12 protein-coding genes are annotated in these 17,554 nt (G+C 66.4%); 8 read left to right on the top strand and 4 right to left on the bottom strand.

Annotated features, from left to right (window positions below; translation table 11 throughout):
- Window positions 1–268 precede the first annotated feature (268 nt).
- From FE634_RS12160 to FE634_RS21065, 3 genes are all read left to right on the top strand, one after another.
- Window positions 269–919 (top strand): hypothetical protein, encoded by a 651-nt coding sequence (locus FE634_RS12160; protein ID WP_138876015.1) that lies wholly within the window; start codon window positions 269–271, stop codon window positions 917–919.
- Complete coding sequence (locus FE634_RS12155) at window positions 873–2,498, top strand: restriction endonuclease (RefSeq protein ID WP_138876014.1); 1,626 nt, start codon at window positions 873–875, stop codon at window positions 2,496–2,498. Before FE634_RS12160 ends, FE634_RS12155 begins: the two co-directional genes overlap by 47 nt.
- 388 nt (window positions 2,499–2,886) lie before the next feature.
- Entirely contained in the window at window positions 2,887–3,036 is a 150-nt protein-coding gene (locus tag FE634_RS21065) for a hypothetical protein (protein WP_187366688.1), read from the top strand.
- A 57-nt stretch (window positions 3,037–3,093) separates the two neighbouring features.
- Here FE634_RS21065 and FE634_RS12150 read toward each other — a convergent pair whose 3' ends face one another.
- On the bottom strand, window positions 3,094–6,378 hold the full coding sequence (locus FE634_RS12150; RefSeq protein WP_148240634.1) for an NACHT domain-containing protein: 3,285 nt from the start codon (window positions 6,376–6,378) through the stop codon (window positions 3,094–3,096).
- 750 nt (window positions 6,379–7,128) lie between these two features.
- Between FE634_RS12150 and FE634_RS12145 the strand changes: the two genes are divergently transcribed.
- Complete coding sequence (locus tag FE634_RS12145; RefSeq protein WP_138876010.1) at window positions 7,129–7,338, top strand: hypothetical protein; 210 nt, start codon at window positions 7,129–7,131, stop codon at window positions 7,336–7,338.
- Between the two features lie 45 nt (window positions 7,339–7,383).
- On the opposite strand, the gene FE634_RS12140 is transcribed toward FE634_RS12145, so the two are convergent.
- The 3 genes from FE634_RS12140 to FE634_RS12130 all read right to left on the bottom strand — a co-directional run bounded on the left by FE634_RS12140 (window position 7,384) and on the right by FE634_RS12130 (window position 12,288).
- Window positions 7,384–7,788: a hypothetical protein gene (locus FE634_RS12140; protein ID WP_138876009.1), complete on the bottom strand. Its 405-nt coding sequence runs from the start codon at window positions 7,786–7,788 to the stop codon at window positions 7,384–7,386.
- A gap of 271 nt (window positions 7,789–8,059) precedes the next feature.
- Complete coding sequence (locus tag FE634_RS12135) at window positions 8,060–9,220, bottom strand: tyrosine-type recombinase/integrase (protein ID WP_138876008.1); 1,161 nt, start codon at window positions 9,218–9,220, stop codon at window positions 8,060–8,062.
- Window positions 9,221–10,428: 1,208 nt separating this feature from the next.
- Entirely contained in the window at window positions 10,429–12,288 is a 1,860-nt protein-coding gene (locus FE634_RS12130) for a nucleoside-diphosphate sugar epimerase/dehydratase (RefSeq protein WP_262347399.1), read from the bottom strand.
- 205 nt (window positions 12,289–12,493) lie between these two features.
- Here FE634_RS12130 and FE634_RS12125 point away from each other — a divergent pair, with 205 nt between their 5' ends.
- The 4 genes from FE634_RS12125 to FE634_RS12110 all read left to right on the top strand — a co-directional run bounded on the left by FE634_RS12125 (window position 12,494) and on the right by FE634_RS12110 (window position 17,342).
- Window positions 12,494–12,901 (top strand): hypothetical protein, encoded by a 408-nt coding sequence (locus FE634_RS12125; protein ID WP_138876007.1) that lies wholly within the window; start codon window positions 12,494–12,496, stop codon window positions 12,899–12,901.
- Between the two features lie 159 nt (window positions 12,902–13,060).
- On the top strand, window positions 13,061–14,773 hold the full coding sequence (locus FE634_RS12120; RefSeq protein ID WP_148240633.1) for a DUF4012 domain-containing protein: 1,713 nt from the start codon (window positions 13,061–13,063) through the stop codon (window positions 14,771–14,773).
- Window positions 14,774–15,106: 333 nt separating this feature from the next.
- Window positions 15,107–16,390 carry a Vi polysaccharide biosynthesis UDP-N-acetylglucosamine C-6 dehydrogenase TviB gene (gene tviB / locus FE634_RS12115; RefSeq protein WP_148240632.1) on the top strand — a complete coding sequence of 428 codons (1,284 nt, stop codon included), beginning with the start codon at window positions 15,107–15,109 and terminating at the stop codon, window positions 16,388–16,390.
- A 16-nt stretch (window positions 16,391–16,406) separates the two neighbouring features.
- Entirely contained in the window at window positions 16,407–17,342 is a 936-nt protein-coding gene (locus FE634_RS12110) for an NAD-dependent epimerase/dehydratase family protein (RefSeq protein WP_148240631.1), read from the top strand.
- The last annotated feature ends 212 nt before the right edge of the window (window positions 17,343–17,554 follow it).

Below are 17,554 nucleotides of genomic sequence, written 5' to 3'. Positions count from 1 at the left end.
GGTCTATCGGACACCGCCGACACTTTCGTGCAATGTCCAGACCGCCGCTCGGAGTATCCGAGGTACTTGCCCGACACGGGCCATTCTGTTGAGACCCTCACGGTCCTGCGCTGAGTACAGCAACTACCGGATCTGCCGCTGCGAAACCACTTTTGAGAACGGTCTTTCCACCCCCTGGCGGACGGCCGCCTGTGCCGGAGTCCGGATGGTCTGGGGCGCGTGACTCCAGGGCATACCGGATGTCGGTGGTCCGTGTCACGCTCGTCAGGTGAAAGACCGCACCGCACCAGTCTCCAACCAGGCTGAGTTACCCCCAGGTCGTCACAAGATCTTGGCGACCCCAGAGTTCGACAAGGCCGTGACCGACCTGTTCTGGACTGCCGTGGACTTGCGTATGGCGGAGGATCCCATCTTTGGTGGGCTCGGGAGGTCACGGCTGCCCGAAGGCGTGGATGCGGTCAGCGTCGAGATCGACGACTCCTCCCTCGACAGCCCGCAGGTGCCGATGGAGCACACCGATCGCGTCCAGACCCGGGATCTGACTCACGGCAACCTCGAGGAGTTTCATCGCATCGTATTAGCCATGGCCGACAACTTCCTGGCGCAGTCGCTCCCGTCGTTCTTCAGCCACCTCGACACGGCGGTGACGTCGGTGGGCAACAACCTAGATCTGTCGGGGAAGCCGTTGAGTCGCGACGACATCCTCGATGCCTTCGACAAGGTTGAGTGGGGCGTTAACGACTACGGGTTGGTGCAGCCGCCGCAGATGATCGCCGGCCCGGACGTGGTCGCGAAGGTGGAGGCCCTGCCTGACTGGACCGATGAGCAGAAGCGGCGTTGGGTTGAGATGACAAGTCGAAAGCAGGAGGAGCATGTTTCTCGCCGACGCGGTCGCCGGCTACGTCACGAGTCTGACTGAGCGCGAACTCGATGCGCCGTTGACGGCGCTTCTGCGGTCGCGGGGCTTCACCGACGTTCACCTGTTACATGGCAGCTACGAGTTTGGTAAGGACTTCGTCGCGCGCAGGGTCGAGGACGGGGTGGAATACCAGTACTGCATCCAGTCGAAGGCCGGGGACATCAACGCCTCACTATGGCGGGGCGTTCGTATGCAGGTGGACCTGATGCGGACGAGCAATGTCGGGCACCCGGCCTTCGATCCGCGCTTGCCTCGCCGACTGGTCGTAGTCACCAATGGCCGACTCGTTGGGAGCGCGTCCAGTGAGTTCCAGGACTACAACAGCTACCACCTGGGACGTGATGAGGAAGTCGCGACGTTGTGGGACATCGATGCCTTGGCGCCCATGTTCCAGGAGGTCCTCATTGAAGGTGTACCGGTTCGCGACCGGTCGCGGACTCTGGAACTGCTGGGTCAGCTCGGCCGTGGGCGCGGCTCTCGTGGGGGCATCTCGGAGTACGCCAGACACTGGTACGCACCTGGCATCGACGTTAAGGACGCATGGGGACACGTGCTCACGTGCGCGATGTTGAGCAAGGAGGCAGCCAACGCTGCTCGCGAAGACCTGGCCAGCCAGCTGGCGTTTCACCTGCTCCGCTCGACCTGGGAGGTCGACGGACCGGACTCCGACGAGAGACGGGCGGTCGCGCGCGAGATTTTCGCTGATGTGGCGCGCGACTTCTTCACCCAGCTCGGCGACGCCACGGGCGACGACATTGTCTACTCCACCCTCAGCTCGAGCAGCGGTTTCTCACCGTTTGTGACCCACCCGGTCCGTGTCAGCCGCCTCTGTGAGGTTCTCGCTCTCGGAGGTCTACTCAGCCTGTTGTCCCCACCCGTCGACAGGCCGGGGATCCCTGCCACCGGACTACTCGAGCTGCCGGACCCCCATCTGGTTGCCAACCTGGTTGAGGCGGTCATACAAGCGACACCGGCGCTGTCACACCCGATCGCAGACGATCACGGCTTCGCCTTGCTCGCGACATGCCTGTTCCTCCACCTGATGGGACGGGACGTCGAGCCTGTCTTGCGCGAGGCGGCGATCTGGGTCCTCGATTGGATCGAGTTCGGCGATGGTCTGGCCGATGCGAGCGCCGGTCCCGAGGAGCAGGTGCGTCAGCTTCTCGGGGCTCCCTACAAGCCGCTGCGCCGCAACCCACGCCACGCCTCCTACCTCCTGACCACCCTGCTGGATCTCGCTCGTGCGCTCGGATGTGCAGACCTGTACGACTCGCTGGTCAACGACGTGGATGCCGTTGGCGCCTACCCCAGCATCGTGGTCGGCCATCCACCGAAGCCGGCCAAGCTCATTGCGCGACTCTCCTATTTCCCGGACGGTGAGTCAGTTGCGGGTGTCCCGATGGCCGCGCACTATGGGGAGGCCATGGGTGCGACGCCGGCGGCGAATGCTGGGGTTTTCTTCGATGTGCTTGCGACCTGGGCGACACTTCGGGATAGGCACATCCCTGCTGTACTCGAGGCGCTTGCGGCCATGCTCGTAGGCGAACAGAGGGCGACTAGCCTCAGCCCGCCGCCCTAAGCCAAGTGGTCTTGAATTCGAGAGCACTCGCTCAGCGGAATCGGGGCCCGGTCGTCGTCTCTGCGTTGTTGGATGCTCTGGTTCGTCAGATCGCACCCGGAGCCCGAGATGTGGATGCCGTTACGCGTGTCATCCCGCCGCGTTCAGGGTGCATCGGGATCTGCGAATCGGGGCCGGGCTGACAGCGAGCGGTGTGCCGATGGGGCCGTTCCCGGAAGGATGGAGCCGGAGGTGCTCGGCGACGCCACAGCGCCACTTCCGGTACTCACAGGCGCCGATTAGCGCCCACGTCCACGACTGCAACCTCTACTGGCAGTGGGCCCAGAAGTGCCTCGTCGACACCGACTCAGCCTGTCGTCGGGGAGGGGACCTCGACGCTGCCCACCTGTTGCTCGACGAGGAGTCGTGCACGATGAACCTGCCCACGATGCTGGCCGAGTGGGACGGCATCAGCGCCCTGTCCGACATTGTCGTCAGCGGCCGTGCGTCGGGCACGACGAAGTGCTCGACGCGCTGGGGCTGTAGAGCCGCGGCCTGACCCGCCCGCTATCTCTCTCGGAGTCAGCGCCGCGGCCGGGCGCTGTCGCGCCCCGTGTCAGCCCTGGTCGACTTCCGCGCGCCGGTGCTCGGCCAACAGCTTTGCAGCGCCCGAGCGGATCCACCGCGACGACGAGCTGACAGCGCGTTCGAGCCCGGCGACCTCCTCGGCGGAGAGCGAACCAGGCTCTCGGGTCGGGTCGGCGCCGTCGAGTGGCGGGACGTCCAACAGCTCGTCGAGAAGCCGGGCTTGGTCCTCCTGCTCGACGGCCCGACGAGCCTGCGAGGCGGCATACGCCGGATCGATGCCGATGCGACGACACAGCGCGATCAACCAGTCGTGGAGCAGGCCGGTCTCCTCGAAGAACGCTGAAGTGAAGTCTGGGAGAGAGATCGAGTGCCATCCCGCGGCCGCTGTCACCTGACGCACCTCCCGCATGCGCCACGACAGGCGACCGGTCGCGGCGGGCACGTCGGGGTCGATGGCGACCAACTGCCTGAGCATGTGCACTTCCGGCCGGGGGCCAAGCGTCTGAGCGAGATCGGCCAGGCCCGCCAACGTCTCGCGGAAGGACGGACTGAGGAAGTCGCCGGTGTCGGCGCCCTGCCGGCTCAGAGCAGCGATGATCCTCCGCGCCCGACCCCAGCTGCACCTGCCCGCGATCGACTGGATCGCCGCCAGAGATGCCGCATCGAGTTCGTGCACCCGGTGCGCCGCCTTCTCCGCCAGGGCAGCGAGCCCCAACCGCAATGGCGGCCCGGACTCGATGTGCAGCACACCGTCCTCGTGACGGGGTTCTTTCTTCTCGGGCAGCGGAAGCAGCAGAGCCGCTCGCACCGCCTCCACCTCTCCCGGGCTCAACGCACGATTGCCGGCACGGGCGAGGGCGAGTAGCCCGTGACCCAGGACGCGCTGCTCCCCGTCGAGGGCGTCCAGGTTCAGAAGCCCGTCGAGCATCTCCGTCCTGACCCGCTCGGGCATCTCGATCAGGCACAGCATCGCGACGGGGGGCCAGACCCTGCCGTCGACGGCGAGATCTCCGCCGTGCAGGGAGTCGCGTCGCTCGTTGCATGCGCTGCCACTCCGAGCGCCGTCGTCGCCATGGGGCTCCGGGTCGACTTCACCGGCGGCGCCTCGGTCAACCGCCCCTACCGACGCCGCGGCCTCCAGCACCTCCGCGCGCAGGAAACGGGCCAGAACGGTGGCACGCTCCTCGCCGAGATCGGTGGCAGTGCCGACGGCCGTCCGGGCCAGGAACCGGACCGCCTCGGCCGACGACTCGCAGAGCGCCAGCGCTGCGTCGAGCGTCCGCTCGTCGAGCTGTGCAGCCAGGTCCAATGCGTTGCTCATCGCGGCCGCACCGACAGCTTCCCCCACCCATGACCGCAGGCGCTCATCGTCCCCGCTCGTGGCCCACATTGCACAAGCCACCTCGACGAAGACCCGACTGCGGGGCATGCTTCGGCCGTTCGAGTCGAAGGCGAACACAGCAATGACGTTGTCCCAGAAGTCGACGGCCGCCGCGGCGATCTCCTCGGCGTCGGCCGGTGCCCGACGCCAGCGATCGGATGAGAACAGCCCCGCGACACGAGTGACCACCGTGGATCGCACGGCCTCGGGATCATCGAGCAGAATGTGACCGATCTCCGCGAACGACTCCGTGAGCACCTTCGGAGTCAAAGGTGACGTCTCTCCTGCTCGTCGATCGGCAGGGCGGGCGTCACGCAGCGACTCCCATCGCTCGGCGCTGTCGATCACCGCGTCGTGCAGGAGCCGGGCCGGCTCGGTCGCCACATCGGAGGGATCGTTGTCGGCCAGCATCAGGACGAGGATCACGGCCAGCAGTGGCACCTCCATCAGAGTGGAGAGGTTTCGCCGCTTGTCGGTCAGCCACTCCTCACGGGCCCGGACCCACTCGTCGCGTTCGGCCTCGTCCACCCGTCGTGCGGCGATGTGGCGCAGCAGTGTGCTGAGTGTCTTGTCCAGGTCCGCGGGACGGCTGAGACCGGCCACGGGCAGCTCGAGGCGGGACGCAGCAGCCGAACCCGACCCCCGGGTGGCCAGGACGACGCTGACATCGGGGGAGAGAGGCTGTAGTACACCGACAAGTGTCTCGGCGAGCTGACCTGCCAGCGGTTCGACTTCGTCCAGACCATCGAGAATCAGGAGGGCGCCACCCGATCGCAGAGCGAGGTCAAGTGCGGACTCGAGCGAGGACCGGATCGGGGGACCCACCACTCGACCGGCGCATCGCACCAGGTCGTGCAGCCGCACGTCCGTCGATCCGTGATCGCGGACCAGCACTCGCAGATCGACCAAGATCGGCTGCGGGGCCTCGTCGTCGGCGGCGCAGGCCGCCGCGATCTCTCTCGCCGCTGTCGACTTGCCCGACCCGGGGAGGCCGACCAGGACGAAGCGCTCCCATCCGCGCACGATCGCCATCAGAGGCACCTTCTCGGGCCGGTCCTCGCGCAGCGACACCTCCACCTGCATCCCGTCCACCAGGTCGTCCACGACCAGGTCCGGGATCTCCTTCGCGAGCAGCGTGAGGTCGACGCGTCCGCGCGAGCGCACGAGCTCCTCGTTGTAGGTCGCAAGGGCCTCCTGCTCCGCCCTTCTCCTTGCTCCCGGCGGGCCCTCGGCGTCGGCGAAGACCGTAATCCCGGCGGAGACCAGAGCGTCGATCCACCCGTCCAGGTCCGAGCCCGACGCAATCGACGCCTGGTCGTGAAAGGCCTTGGACAGCACGTCGAGGGCTGCCACCGCCTGCTCGTCGGGCACCAGACGGCCGCCGATCGCGTCTCTCGCCATCTCGTAGTGCGGCGCGGGCGTCCGGGCGGCGTCCACACGCAACAGCACGGCGCGGTCGCCGACCGTCTTGTGCAACCTGCTCGACTTGCCCGCACAGGCGTCGTCGAAGGCCTGCAATGCCTTACGCTCGGCGGCGGACATACCTGCGATGCCCGACCGGCGCTTGTCCAGGCCCTCCTTTAAGCCGGCGATGTCGCCCTTCGCCCTGGCCACCGTCAACAACAGCAAGTCGTTTGGGCCGAGACCCGGCGCCTGCTCGAACCATTGGTCCACGGTGGCGCGGAATGCGGCGTCGTTGCCGCACTCGCGCTTGGCCGACGCGAACGCCGACGAACCGTCAGCGAAGCGCACGGTGAAGTCATCGGTCGGCTGGTCGGTCTCGAACTCGATGCGGACCGGCGCAGAGTTGATGCGGTGCGCGAGGCCGGGCACCGCTCGCCCTAGCAGCCCGTAGCAGGCGATGTACGCGGCGACCGAGCGACGGTGCACGCTGCCCGCCTCGTTCGCCTGACCTCCACGGTTGCTCGACATCCGTCCAGGCTAGGCCAGCCCGCTGGCTTTGACCTCGGAGCCTGTCGATCGGCCTAGGGGGCTTCCAGCTGAGTTTGGCTCTGCGCGACCTACGGTTCAATGGCGCGCATACTCCTGACGGGCCGACCCGTTCTTGTCGATTGAACTCCGCTGTCGTGGACTTGGCGGCGAGTATCCGGATGGCTGACGTACTTCTCGGCTTCGCGAGGTCCAGAGACGTGGCACTACCTCTGACCGTTAAAGACTGCCCGATCGAATCCAGGAAGGGCATCGATTCATCGATGCACAACTGCCCTCGGAGTGATCACCGCAAGAGGCTCAGATCCAGACGAGATCTGGACACGGCACTTTCGCTGGCAGCCATGGTCGGGTTGGCGCCTGCCTATGCCACCCAAGGGTTCCGCCTGACCATCAGCTGCGGGCGCACCCGAGGTGCGTCTTTCCACCGCGATAGACGCACCCCGTAGGTTGCACCGGTCGCGGAAGTGTTCCCAGGTCGGGGCAGGCCGCGTACGCTAGTAGCGAGCGCGACATCCTGCATGTCCTCGCAGACCCCACACCGTCTGCCAGAGTTCCTATATCGCCGTCATCGAGCGGCGCACCATATTTCCGGCCCCTCAAGGCTGTTGAACGGAACGGGAGCGAGTGGCCAGCCGGAGGCGGCCGAGACTCGCTCAGCACCACCACCCACCAGAACTAGGACCTGTTCAGGTGTCCTCCGGCCCAGATCAGAGTCCGTCTGGATGAATCATGACTAGCTCCGAAAGCTCGAAGCCCCCTGCCACCGCGAAGGCCGCAACGTCCAAGGTCGCCGGCGCCTGGCTCAAGCCCATCTGCGGCCTTCTGGCCGTAGTGACGGTCTGCGGCACCGGCATCTACTTGGTCGAGAAGACCGGTGGTGCCGATATGATCAAGGCGATGGGGCCCGCGCTGCTAGCCGTAACGGCCATCGCTAAGTAGGGCTTCACCAGAACCCCCGCCGCGAGTGCGTCGGGGGCTCTAGCCTTACCTGAGTTTGATGAAGGTCCCCTCTCGATCGAAGAGGTGCGGGTAGCGACCGACTCGAGCGGTGACCTGTTGTCCCTCGACCGGTCGACCGTCCTGCATCCGATAGAGCCCACGTTCGTTGATCGCGGCGGCGATATGAACTGCTCGAGACATGCCGGTGGGGTCGGACTTCAAGACCTCCACCATCGCCTCGTGGAGTTTCATCACCTCCTTGGACGGTGCGCCACCTTCGAGTTCGTTCGCCAGCGACAGGAGATGCTCGAGAGCGCGCACTCGGCTGTCGGCCTCGTCGAAGCCGGACTTTGCCTGCTCGCGAAGGTGGATGGAGTGAACTAGGTCGGCCGCGATCTCATCTCGGTGGGTAGCGGCGTTCTGTGCCATCTGTAGTTGCCAGGTATTCATCTGAGCCTCCTCGCGTATGGATAGAGTGTCTATCACATCCGATCAATAGGGCGCCGTGGAGACCGACCACCAGGTCCTCGCCGTCGTACCTGTCCCGCCCCGAGCGATCTAGAAGGCGTTCGAGATGTCCGAAGCTCCTTTAGAGGAGCCAGAGATGTGGCCCGTCATCTGCTTGACGGTCCTGGGTACGGATCGCCACCCTCCGATGGAGCGATGAGCACCGTAGTCTGACGGATCCCTCGAGGCTCGGCCCGGCGCGTCATTCCGCCGCCTATGACCCGGCAAGTTCCGAAAGCCGCCGCGCGATCTCGGCGTCGCGGTCGGCCGCGGCGTGCTGGTACCGCATGGCGGCGCCGGGGGTCGTGTGGCCGAGACGGCCCATGAGCTCCGCGAGCGTTGCACCGGTCTGCGCAGCGAGGACGGCACCGGTGTGGCGGAGGTCGTGCCAGCGGAGGTCCTTCCGGCCAGCGGCTCCGCGGGCGGGGTAGAAGACCTTGTAGAGCGTTGAGGGCTGCATGTGCCTGTTGGTCTGACCAGACGACGGGAAGACGAGAGCATCCGCGGAGGGGCCGACGAGCCGGTCGAGATGGTCCTCGACCGCGGGCATCAGGTGGGGCGGGATCGAGACGTCGCGGATGCCGGCGTCGGTCTTGGGCGGCCCGACGATCATCTCGCCGCGGACCCGGACGACCCCGCGCCGGATCTCGATCCGCTTGTGCTCAAGGTCGATGTCGCCGCGCCGGAGCTCGGCGAGCTCGCCGAACCGCATCGCGCACCAGGCGGCCAGCAGTGCCATGAGTCGGTACTTGTCCGGGAGGTTCTGCACCAGCACTTCCAGCTGTTGCAGGCTGGCGGGGCGCACCTTGTGGGCGGGCTTCACGTTGCCCGCGCCGCGGATGTGCGCGGGGTTGAAGGGGATCAGCGGCTTGGGGCGCGTCGAGGCCGCCGTGCCGAGGATCGTGCGGAGCAGGCTGTAGGCGTGCCCTCGTTGGGACTCTCGACCCGGCGTCGCCGTCTCGTACCAGTCGTTGACGTCGTCGACCGAGATCTCGTCGATCGGCATGCCGCCGAACGTGGGGTACAGCGTCCCGTCCAGGATGTACTGGTAATGGTCGCGCGTCGTCGGACGTAGGGGTTGCCCCCTCGTCTTGCGGTTCTTGAGCCAGCGCTGCGCGTACTCTTCGAAGGTTGGTACGGCCTTCTTGGCCTCGCTGCTCTCGACCAGTTCGGGTGCCCACACGTTGAGCTGGATCTCGGCGCGACGCGCGGCCAGCCACGCGATGGCGTCGTCCTTCGAGTCGAAGGTCGACGGTGGTCGATAGAGTTTGCCGTCGGGTCCGATGTAGCCGGCGCGGTAGCGGCCTGACGGTCGCAGCTCGACCCGGCCGAAACTGCGTCGAGTCTGCTTGTTCCTCGATCTCGGAGGCGCCATCGGAACTCTCCCGGTCTCGGGCCGTTGTTCCCGTTGTTCCCTGCAACTCCCCGCGACACTGGGAGTTCAGTGACGGCGATACTGGAAGCGGACTGGGAGGGAACAAAAAAGGAACAACGGCGATCAAAGTTGTCCGTGACTGTCGAGAGTTGTCTCGACCGCCGTGATGCTCAGATCCCTTATTCTACGGACCATTCGCGCTCGCGGACAGGTCAGATGCGGTCAGATAGACGCCACGCTCCACGGGGGTTCGAACCCAGTATCGCCCGCCCTACTTCTACTTTCTCCTGACGCTCTTCGGGCCAACCCAGGAACACGCCAGACGAGCACTTCTCGCATTTGCGCGCCGACCCCGATGCGAATCCCAGCGCCGTCGCAGCAGTGAGTGTCGACTCAACGCACTGCGGACGATTCATGATTCAAATCGGCAGAACTGCGTAGGTAGTCCGCTCTCGGCGCCGGGTCAGGCTCGGTCAGCTGAGTGCGCGAGTGGCCAGGGCCGCATCAACCATCGGACAGAGCCAGTAACGCGCCGGCGGCAAGTTGGAGTGCGTCCGCGAACGATAGGGAGCTGGTCGCTCGAGGGTGGCTGTCGAAGCGTCAGCCAAGACTTCCTCGTACATCGACTGTGCCGGCCTGAACTTCCCAGACGATCTCCCGTCCGGAGACGAACGCGGTCCCGATGCGAGGTCGTGACGGAAGTCGGCGCAGTTGGGTGCAGGCGCCAGGGGCAGGCCAGCCTGGTCCAGACGGGCGTCGAGAGAGCACGAGGTCCACGGCGCCGAGGCGCGCGGACGCGGGGGAGGGGCAGCCACCCAGGTCGCCGCGACGAGCCCACGGGGAGGTGCAATCTTCGATGAACGTCGCCCGGAGCGGCCTGCGCTCGAGGAGGCGACTCTCGGCGTGGGGCCGCGGAGACCGGCACCGCGTCGGCTCGGCATCACACGCGCCGACGAATCAGCCGCGTGGGGACTACCAACATGTGGACTGGTTGTGACCACGACGTTCAGGTCGGGGGCGTCTACTCGACAGATGACACAGATGACGCACGGGTGGCAGCCCCTCCCGGCCGACGTGGCCGAGTGGATGGGCATGGATGAAGCGATGGTGCCGTTCACGCTCGAGCTCGTCCCGGACGAGCCGAGCTAGTCCCAAAGCCGGGATTCTCGGCCGGACAGCGCGCCCGGCGTCTGCTGAGACCAGTCGGGCTAGTGCGTGACCTCGTAGTCGACGCCGGCAGCGGCGGGGGAGGGGACGAGCGGACCGTTGCTGACGCAGAGCAGCGCCATCGACCGGCGGACGTCGTCGGCGGCACCGAGCGTGGGCAGCGAGGTGATCTCCTCCTCGTCGATGGCCGGCACCGGGACGTGCGAGACCATCGGGTGCGTCGGGCGCAGGTCGCGGGGCTCGTCGTCGCCGAAGAGGTCCTCGTGCAGCTTCTCGCCCTCGCGCAGGCCGGTGTAGACGATGTCGACCGGCGTGCCGAACTGCTCGATCAGCTGGCGGGCGACGTCGAGGATGAGGACGGGCTCGCCCATGTCGAGCACGAGCGCCTCGCCGGGGTTGCCGATCGCGGCGGCCTGGATGACCAGCTGGCAGGCCTCCTCGATCGTCATGAAGAACCGCGTGACCTGCGGGTCGGTGACGGTGACCGGTCCGCCCTCGGAGATCTGCTTGGCGAACGACGTCAGGACCGAGCCGCGGCTGCCGAGCACGTTGCCGAAGCGCACCGAGAGGAAGGTGCCGGCGGCGATCTCGGCCCGCTGAGCGGTGATCCGCTCGGCGATCCGCTTGGAGTAGCCGAGCACGCTGCACGGGTTCGCGGCTTTGTCGGTGGAGACGTTGACGAAGGTCGTGACGCCAACGCGCACGGCGGCGTCGAGCACGATGCGGGTGCCGATGACGTTGGTCTTGACCGCCTCGGCCGGGTACTGCTCCAGCATCGGCAGGTGCTTGAGGGCCGCTGCGTGGAACACGACCTCGGGCCGGCGAGCGAGGAAGAGCTGGTTGACGGCCGCCTCGTCGCGGATGTCGCAGAGGATGACCTCGTCGGTGTCGAGCAGCGCCCGTCCGTGGATCGACAGCTGCACCGCGTGCAAGGCCGACTCGTCGCGGTCGAGCATCATCAGCTCGGCGGGGGCGTAACGGTGGATCTGGCGGCACAGCTCGGCGCCGATCGAGCCACCGGCGCCGGTCACGAGCACGCGACGGCCGCGCAGGTAGTCGGCGATCGCGTCGACGTCGGTGTCGAGCTGGTGCCTCCCCAGGACGTCGGTGAGATTGATGTCACGCAGGTCGCGGATGCCCACCTGGTCGCTGAGCAGCTGGGTGTTGGCGGGCAGCACCTTCACGCCGAGCCCGGCGCGGGTCGCGGCGAGGCGCAGCCGGCTGATCGTGTCGGCGTCCGCACTCGGCAGGGCGAGGACGACGGTGCCGACCTCGAGCCGGGCGGCCGTCTCGGCCAGCTGGGCGGTGGTGCCGAGCACCGGGACGCCGCGTAGCCGCAGGTGGCGCTTGCGCGGGTCGTCGTCGAGGAAGCCCACCGGACGCCAGGTGTGCTGCGGGTCGTGCAGCATCGAGCGAACCAGGTCGTTACCGGCCTCGCCGGCACCGACGATGAGGACGCGGCGGGTGTCGACGCCGCCGGGACGTCGCTCGGCGTCGCGCTCGCCGAGACGCCGCCACGCGGCCCGTGCCCACGCGGCCAGCACGAGCGTGCCGAGCGCGGCGCCTGCGGGCACGCTGCGTGGCGCCCACTGGAAGGCGAGGTTGGCGAGGAACACCACCCCGCCGACCAGCCCGATCGTCGCGCCGAGCAGCAGCATCTCGTCCAGGCTGGCGACCTTGGCCCGACCCCGGAACAGCTGGGTCGCCCAGCCGACCACGAGGTAGAGGGCGACGGTCGCCACGGCGATCGCACCGACCCGGTCCCACGGAGCGGCAGTGCCGTCGGTGCCGGTCGTGTCGAACCGGAGCCAGGTGAAGACGACGAAGCTGACCAGCCACGCCGTGGTGTCGACCGCCATGGAGACGGCGACACGGTTGTTACGAAGCTGCTCGACGAGCACGAACTCTCCTACGTACGAATGATGTCCCCACAGCACTGGATATCACGGGTGGAGGGTTCGTCGGGCCTTTACGGACAAAGGGGTGAGACGTTGTCGGCAGGTGTTCACCTGACGTTGTTGCCCAGAATTGTCAGCGAGTCGTCGGGCTTGTCGTAGCCATGGTTAACTGTGCGCGTCTGGGCCACCCACTCGTTTGAGGATTACCATGAAGAAGCTTCTCGTTGCGCTGTTGTTCTCGTTGCTCACGGCGTCCGGTCTGGTGGCCGCTGGTGGCAGCACCACGGCCTCCGCTGCCGTCGACTGCCCCTACACCGGGTGCGTAAAGACCTCGACGCAGGTCAGCGCCACGTCCCCCGCCCCCCGCAAGCTGCGGGCGCGCGCCGTGGTGCGCACCGCTGGCGACGCCCGCCCCAAGGGTCAGGTCACGATCACCGTCAAGGGCCCGGGCAAGAACCGCTCGGCCACCCGCAACGCCCGTACCCCCTCCACGGTGACGTTCGCCGGCCTGAAGCCCGGCAAGTACCGCGTGATTGCGAAGTTCGTGCCCGCGAAGAACAGCATCTTCAAGCCGAGCCAGGACCAGACGACGGTCCGGGTGAAGGCACGTCGCTGATCGACTGAGCGAGACGGGGGTCCGATGCGAGGAGCATCGGACCCTCGTCACGTCCAGGCACCTTCGCCTCCGACAGCGTCGGACGGCACTCGTCAGTGACTTCCCTCGAAGGAGACACCACCCGTGGCGGTTCGCCGACGCAGCGTCATCATCTCCACCGTGGCCGCCGCGATCATCGCGGTGGTCGGCTACACCGCCTGGCAGACCTACCAGGTGCAGCAGGACCTCGGTGACGCCGAGGGCGCGGTCTCAGAACTGCGCCGAGCCCTGAACGACGACGACGCCCCGGCGCGCGACCGGGCCATCGCCGCCCTGCAGGACGCAGCTTCCTCTGCCGAGGACCGCACCGACGGTGCGTGGTGGGGTGTGATGACCCACGTGCCGCTCGTCGGTGACGACGCGGACGGCGTCCGGGTGCTGAGCCGGACGTTGTCGTCGGTGGCCACCGACGCGATCGCGCCGATCGCCAGCACCGTCGACTCACTCGACCGGATCTACCAGGGCGGCCGGATCGACCTTGCTGGCGTCGAGTCGATGCAGGAGCCGGTGGCGCGAGCCAGCAAGGCGCTCACCGCGGCCGCGACAGAGGTCGAGGCGGTCGACTCCTCGGGGTTCGTCGGCGTGCTCGACCGTCGGTTCGACGACTACGCCGACCAGCTCGGTCGCGCGGCGGTGAGCCTGCGCTCGGCCGACACCGCTGTGCGCGTCCTCCCGCGCATGGTGGGTGCTGAGGGGCCGCGGGACTACCTGCTGCTCTTTCAGAACAACGCCGAGATCCGGGCGACCGGTGGCATGCCCGGCGCGTGGGCGCTCATCCACGCCGAGGACGGGCGGATCGACATGGCACGGCAGGGGGTGGCCCTCGACTTCCCGACGGCCGACACGCCCGTTGTCCCGTTGACCCCCGAGGAGGTCGAGGTCTACGGGAAGGAGATCGGGGTGTTCTTTCAGAACCCGGGCTTCGCCCCTGACTTCCCCCGGGCCGCACGGATCTGGGACGCCCACTGGGACAACCGGTTCCCCGACGTCGACCTCGACGGTGTGATGGCGTTGGATCCGGTCGGCATGTCCTACCTGCTCGAGGGCACCGGCCCGGTGACTGTCGACGGGCGAAGCCTCACCAGCGAGAACCTCGTCGAGGAGCTGCTCAGCCGGCCCTACCTGGAGCTGGAGCCGGAGGAGCAGGACCTGTTCTTCGGCGGCGCCGCTCGGGCGATCTTTGACGCCGCCGCCACCGACGTGCCGTCGCCCGTCTCGCTCGTCGACGGCTTCGAGCGAGCGGCCCGCGAGGGCCGCTTCCTCGTGGCCACCTTTGACGAGGAGGACCAGGCGCTCCTTGCGGACAGCCGGGTGCTAGGTGAACTCACCGGGGACGACGGACAGACCCCCCACGTCGACGTCGGCCTCAACGACGCCACCGGGTCGAAGATGTCCTATTACCTGCGCTACCGGGTGGCGGTGGAGTCGAGGTCGTGCAACGACGACCGCCAGCAGCTGGCCGCGAAGATGACGCTCAACCAGGTGATCTCCGCAACGGACGCAGCCGAGCTGCCGGTGTCGGTGACCGGGGGAGGGATCCGCGGCGTCGATGCAGGCTCTCAGGTCGTCCCGATCCGGATCTACGGTCCGGCCGGCGGAACCATCGGAGACATCACCCTGAATGGTCGGAAGGTCGATCCGTTCGAGCAGGACGTCCGGGTCAAGAACCGGCAGGTCGTCACGATCGTCACCGAGCTCTCGACCCTGGACGACGCCGTCCTCAACTGGACCATGGAGAGCGGTCCCGGCCAGGTTGGAGACGGCGAACTGGGGGTGACCCCCAGTGTGGTGCCTGGGACTTCCAGCGGCAGCTACGGGAGCAGTTGTCCGTGATCGGCTCGATTGGCGGGCTGACCGAGCCAGCATGAGTTTCCGAGTCTTTTCCTTCTGACCTACCTCTCGTCGTCTATGGCAGATTCCGCAGATCTCGCTGAGCCAGGAAGCAGTACGCCAGAAAGGGCGAGGGCCCGTGAACCTTGGACCCCACATGTGAAACCAATTCGCGAACAAGTGAGCGTCGAGCGTTCGTAGGAGTTGCCATCCCCGGACGCGCTCGAGAGCCAACTCAACTCCACGAGCATCAGCGAAGCGTCGAACCTCAACACATCCGAGAACGTTGCGCGAGGGCAGAACCCGGCGACGCAACGAGAAACGAGAACAACAGCGATGAAGTTGCAATCAGAAGACATCCACATCGGTGTCGTCGGGCTCGGCTACGTCGGCCTTCCCTTGGCAGTCTGCTTCTCCAAGCAGTTCGACGTGGTCGGTTTCGACATCAACCCGACTCGAGTTCAGGAGCTTCGGAATGGGCACGACCGCACTCTCGAGGTTGCCGACGACGAGCTGACGCAGGCGGCCAGCTTCCACCCGACCACCGCTGTTGAGGACCTCCAGGGCGTCAACGTGTACATCGTCACGACGCCGACCCCGATCGATGAGCACAAGCAGCCGGACTTGCGGCCGGTTCTCTCGGCGACTCGGACCGTGGCCGGCGTCCTCAGTGTGGGCGACGTCGTCATCTACGAGTCGACGGTCTACCCGGGAGCGACGGAGGAAGAGTGCGTCCCCCTCCTGGAACAACTGTCGGGTCTCACCTTCAACAAGGACTTCTACGTCGGCTACAGTCCCGAGCGCATCAACCCCGGTGATCGGGTGCACCGCCTGGAGACCATCGTGAAGGTGACATCCGGCTCGACCCCCGCAGCGGCGGAGTTCGTGGACGACCTGTACCGGACCGTGGTCACTGCTGGGACGCACCTCGCCCCCTCGATCCGAGTGGCCGAGGCCGCGAAGGTCATCGAGAACACGCAGCGCGACGTCAACATCGCGTTGGTCAACGAGTTGGCTCTCGTTTTCGGGCGCCTGGGAATCGATACCCTCGACGTGCTCGAAGCCGCTGGCACCAAGTGGAACTTCCTGCCTTTCCGGCCGGGCCTCGTCGGTGGACACTGCATCGGGGTCGACCCGTACTACCTCACCCACAAGGCCCAGGCGGTCGGCTACCACCCCGAGCTGATCCTGGCTGGGCGTCGACTCAATGACGCGATGGGTTCGTTCGTCGCCTCGCAGCTGATCAAGAAGATGACCCAGAAGGCGATTCCACTGAGCGGGGCACGTGTGCTCGTGCTCGGTCTCACATTCAAGGAGAACACACCGGACCTGCGCAACACCCGCGTCGTGGACATCGTCGACGAGCTCAAGCAGTACGGGATCGACGTCGACGTGTTCGACCCCTGGGTCGACAAGGCTGAAGCCCGACGTGAGTACGGCATCGACCCGGTCGACCTGCCCGAGCAGGGTGCGTACGCCGGCATCGTGGTTGCGGTAGCCCACCGACAGTTCGCGGCGCTGAGCGCGGAGGAGGTTCGTGCCTGGGGGCTGCAGTCGGACAGCGTCATATACGACCTCAAGTCGCTGCTTCCCCGTGACGCCTCCGACCTTCGTCTCTAGCCAGAAAGTTGCAACGATGCACATTCTCATCACCGGTGGAGCGGGCTTCATCGGATCAAACCTCGCCCGCCACGCTCTTGATTCAGGGCATGAAGTGCGTGTGCTCGACGACCTCTCAACCGGGTTCCGTGAGAACCTGAGCGGTCTCGACGTCGACTTCCACGAAGGATCGCTGTTGGACGAGTCCGCCGTGTCGAGGGCGGTGGTCGGTGTCGACTCCATTGTCCACCTGGGCGCACTGGGCAGCGTCCCGCGAAGCATCCACGACCCCATCACCAGCCATCACGTGAACGCCACCGGCACCCTCGTCCTCCTCGACCAGGCCCGGCGAGCTGACGTGACCCATGCCATGTGTGCCTCATCGAGCTCGGTCTACGGCATGAATCCGGCACTTCCGAAGTCGGAACGCGAATGGGTGCGCCCCATGAGCCCCTATGCGGTCACCAAGCTCGCCACCGAGCAGTACACGCTTGCGTTCCAGCAGTCCTTCGGATTCGAGACCGTGGCGTTCCGATTCTTCAACGTCTTCGGCCCCGGTCAACGTGCTGGCCACGTCTACGCTGCGGTCGTCCCCACGTGGATAGACGCCATGCTCCGCGGGGAGCCAGTCTACGTGAACGGGGATGGTTCCAACTCCCGAGACTTCACCTTTGTCGAGACGGTCTGCAAGGTCCTGCTCGAGACCTCGGTCCGTCGCGTCTCCCACCCGGAGCCGGTCAACCTGGCCTTCGGCACCAACACCAATCTCACAGAACTCATTCAGGAGCTGTCTGCGATCAGTGGGATCACGCCTGACGTGCAGCACCGTGCACCTAGGGCCGGCGACGTTCCCCACTCGATGGCCAACAACGAAGTCTTGCGGTCTCTCTTCCCGGACATCGCGCCAACCGGTCTGACAGAAGGGTTGAAGCAGACCTTGGCCTGGTTCGAGTCCCAGTCGCACCTCGACTAGCTCTAGTCATAGAAGTGCAGGCACAAAGCACGTCGTTGATAGGAGCGTCATGTTGAGCTGGTTCTACACCGGCTGGTGGATATGATCGAGGTGCGATGAGACTCTCTCCTCTTCATCCGGTCACTCGGTGTCACAGTGGGAGACGGTCGCAACTTCACCGGAGTCAATCGAGCGGCAACGCCATGGTGGCTGGCACTCGGGCCAAATTCCTG

The organism is Nocardioides sp. S-1144 (assembly GCF_005954645.2).
GTDB classification, from domain to species: domain Bacteria; phylum Actinomycetota; class Actinomycetes; order Propionibacteriales; family Nocardioidaceae; genus Nocardioides; species Nocardioides dongxiaopingii.
This window is presented reverse-complemented; position numbering and strand designations above follow the sequence as displayed.

Coding starts and splice junctions, on each gene's coding strand:
- FE634_RS12155 (WP_138876014.1), top strand. CDS start 873: ATGTTTCTCGCCGACGCGGTCGCCGGCTACGTCACGAGTCTGACTGAG.
- FE634_RS12150 (WP_148240634.1), bottom strand. CDS start 6,378: ATGTCGAGCAACCGTGGAGGTCAGGCGAACGAGGCGGGCAGCGTGCAC.
- FE634_RS12145 (WP_138876010.1), top strand. CDS start 7,129: ATGACTAGCTCCGAAAGCTCGAAGCCCCCTGCCACCGCGAAGGCCGCA.
- FE634_RS12140 (WP_138876009.1), bottom strand. CDS start 7,788: ATGAATACCTGGCAACTACAGATGGCACAGAACGCCGCTACCCACCGA.
- FE634_RS12135 (WP_138876008.1), bottom strand. CDS start 9,220: ATGGCGCCTCCGAGATCGAGGAACAAGCAGACTCGACGCAGTTTCGGC.
- FE634_RS12125 (WP_138876007.1), top strand. CDS start 12,494: ATGAAGAAGCTTCTCGTTGCGCTGTTGTTCTCGTTGCTCACGGCGTCC.
- tviB (WP_148240632.1), top strand. CDS start 15,107: ATGAAGTTGCAATCAGAAGACATCCACATCGGTGTCGTCGGGCTCGGC.
- FE634_RS12110 (WP_148240631.1), top strand. CDS start 16,407: ATGCACATTCTCATCACCGGTGGAGCGGGCTTCATCGGATCAAACCTC.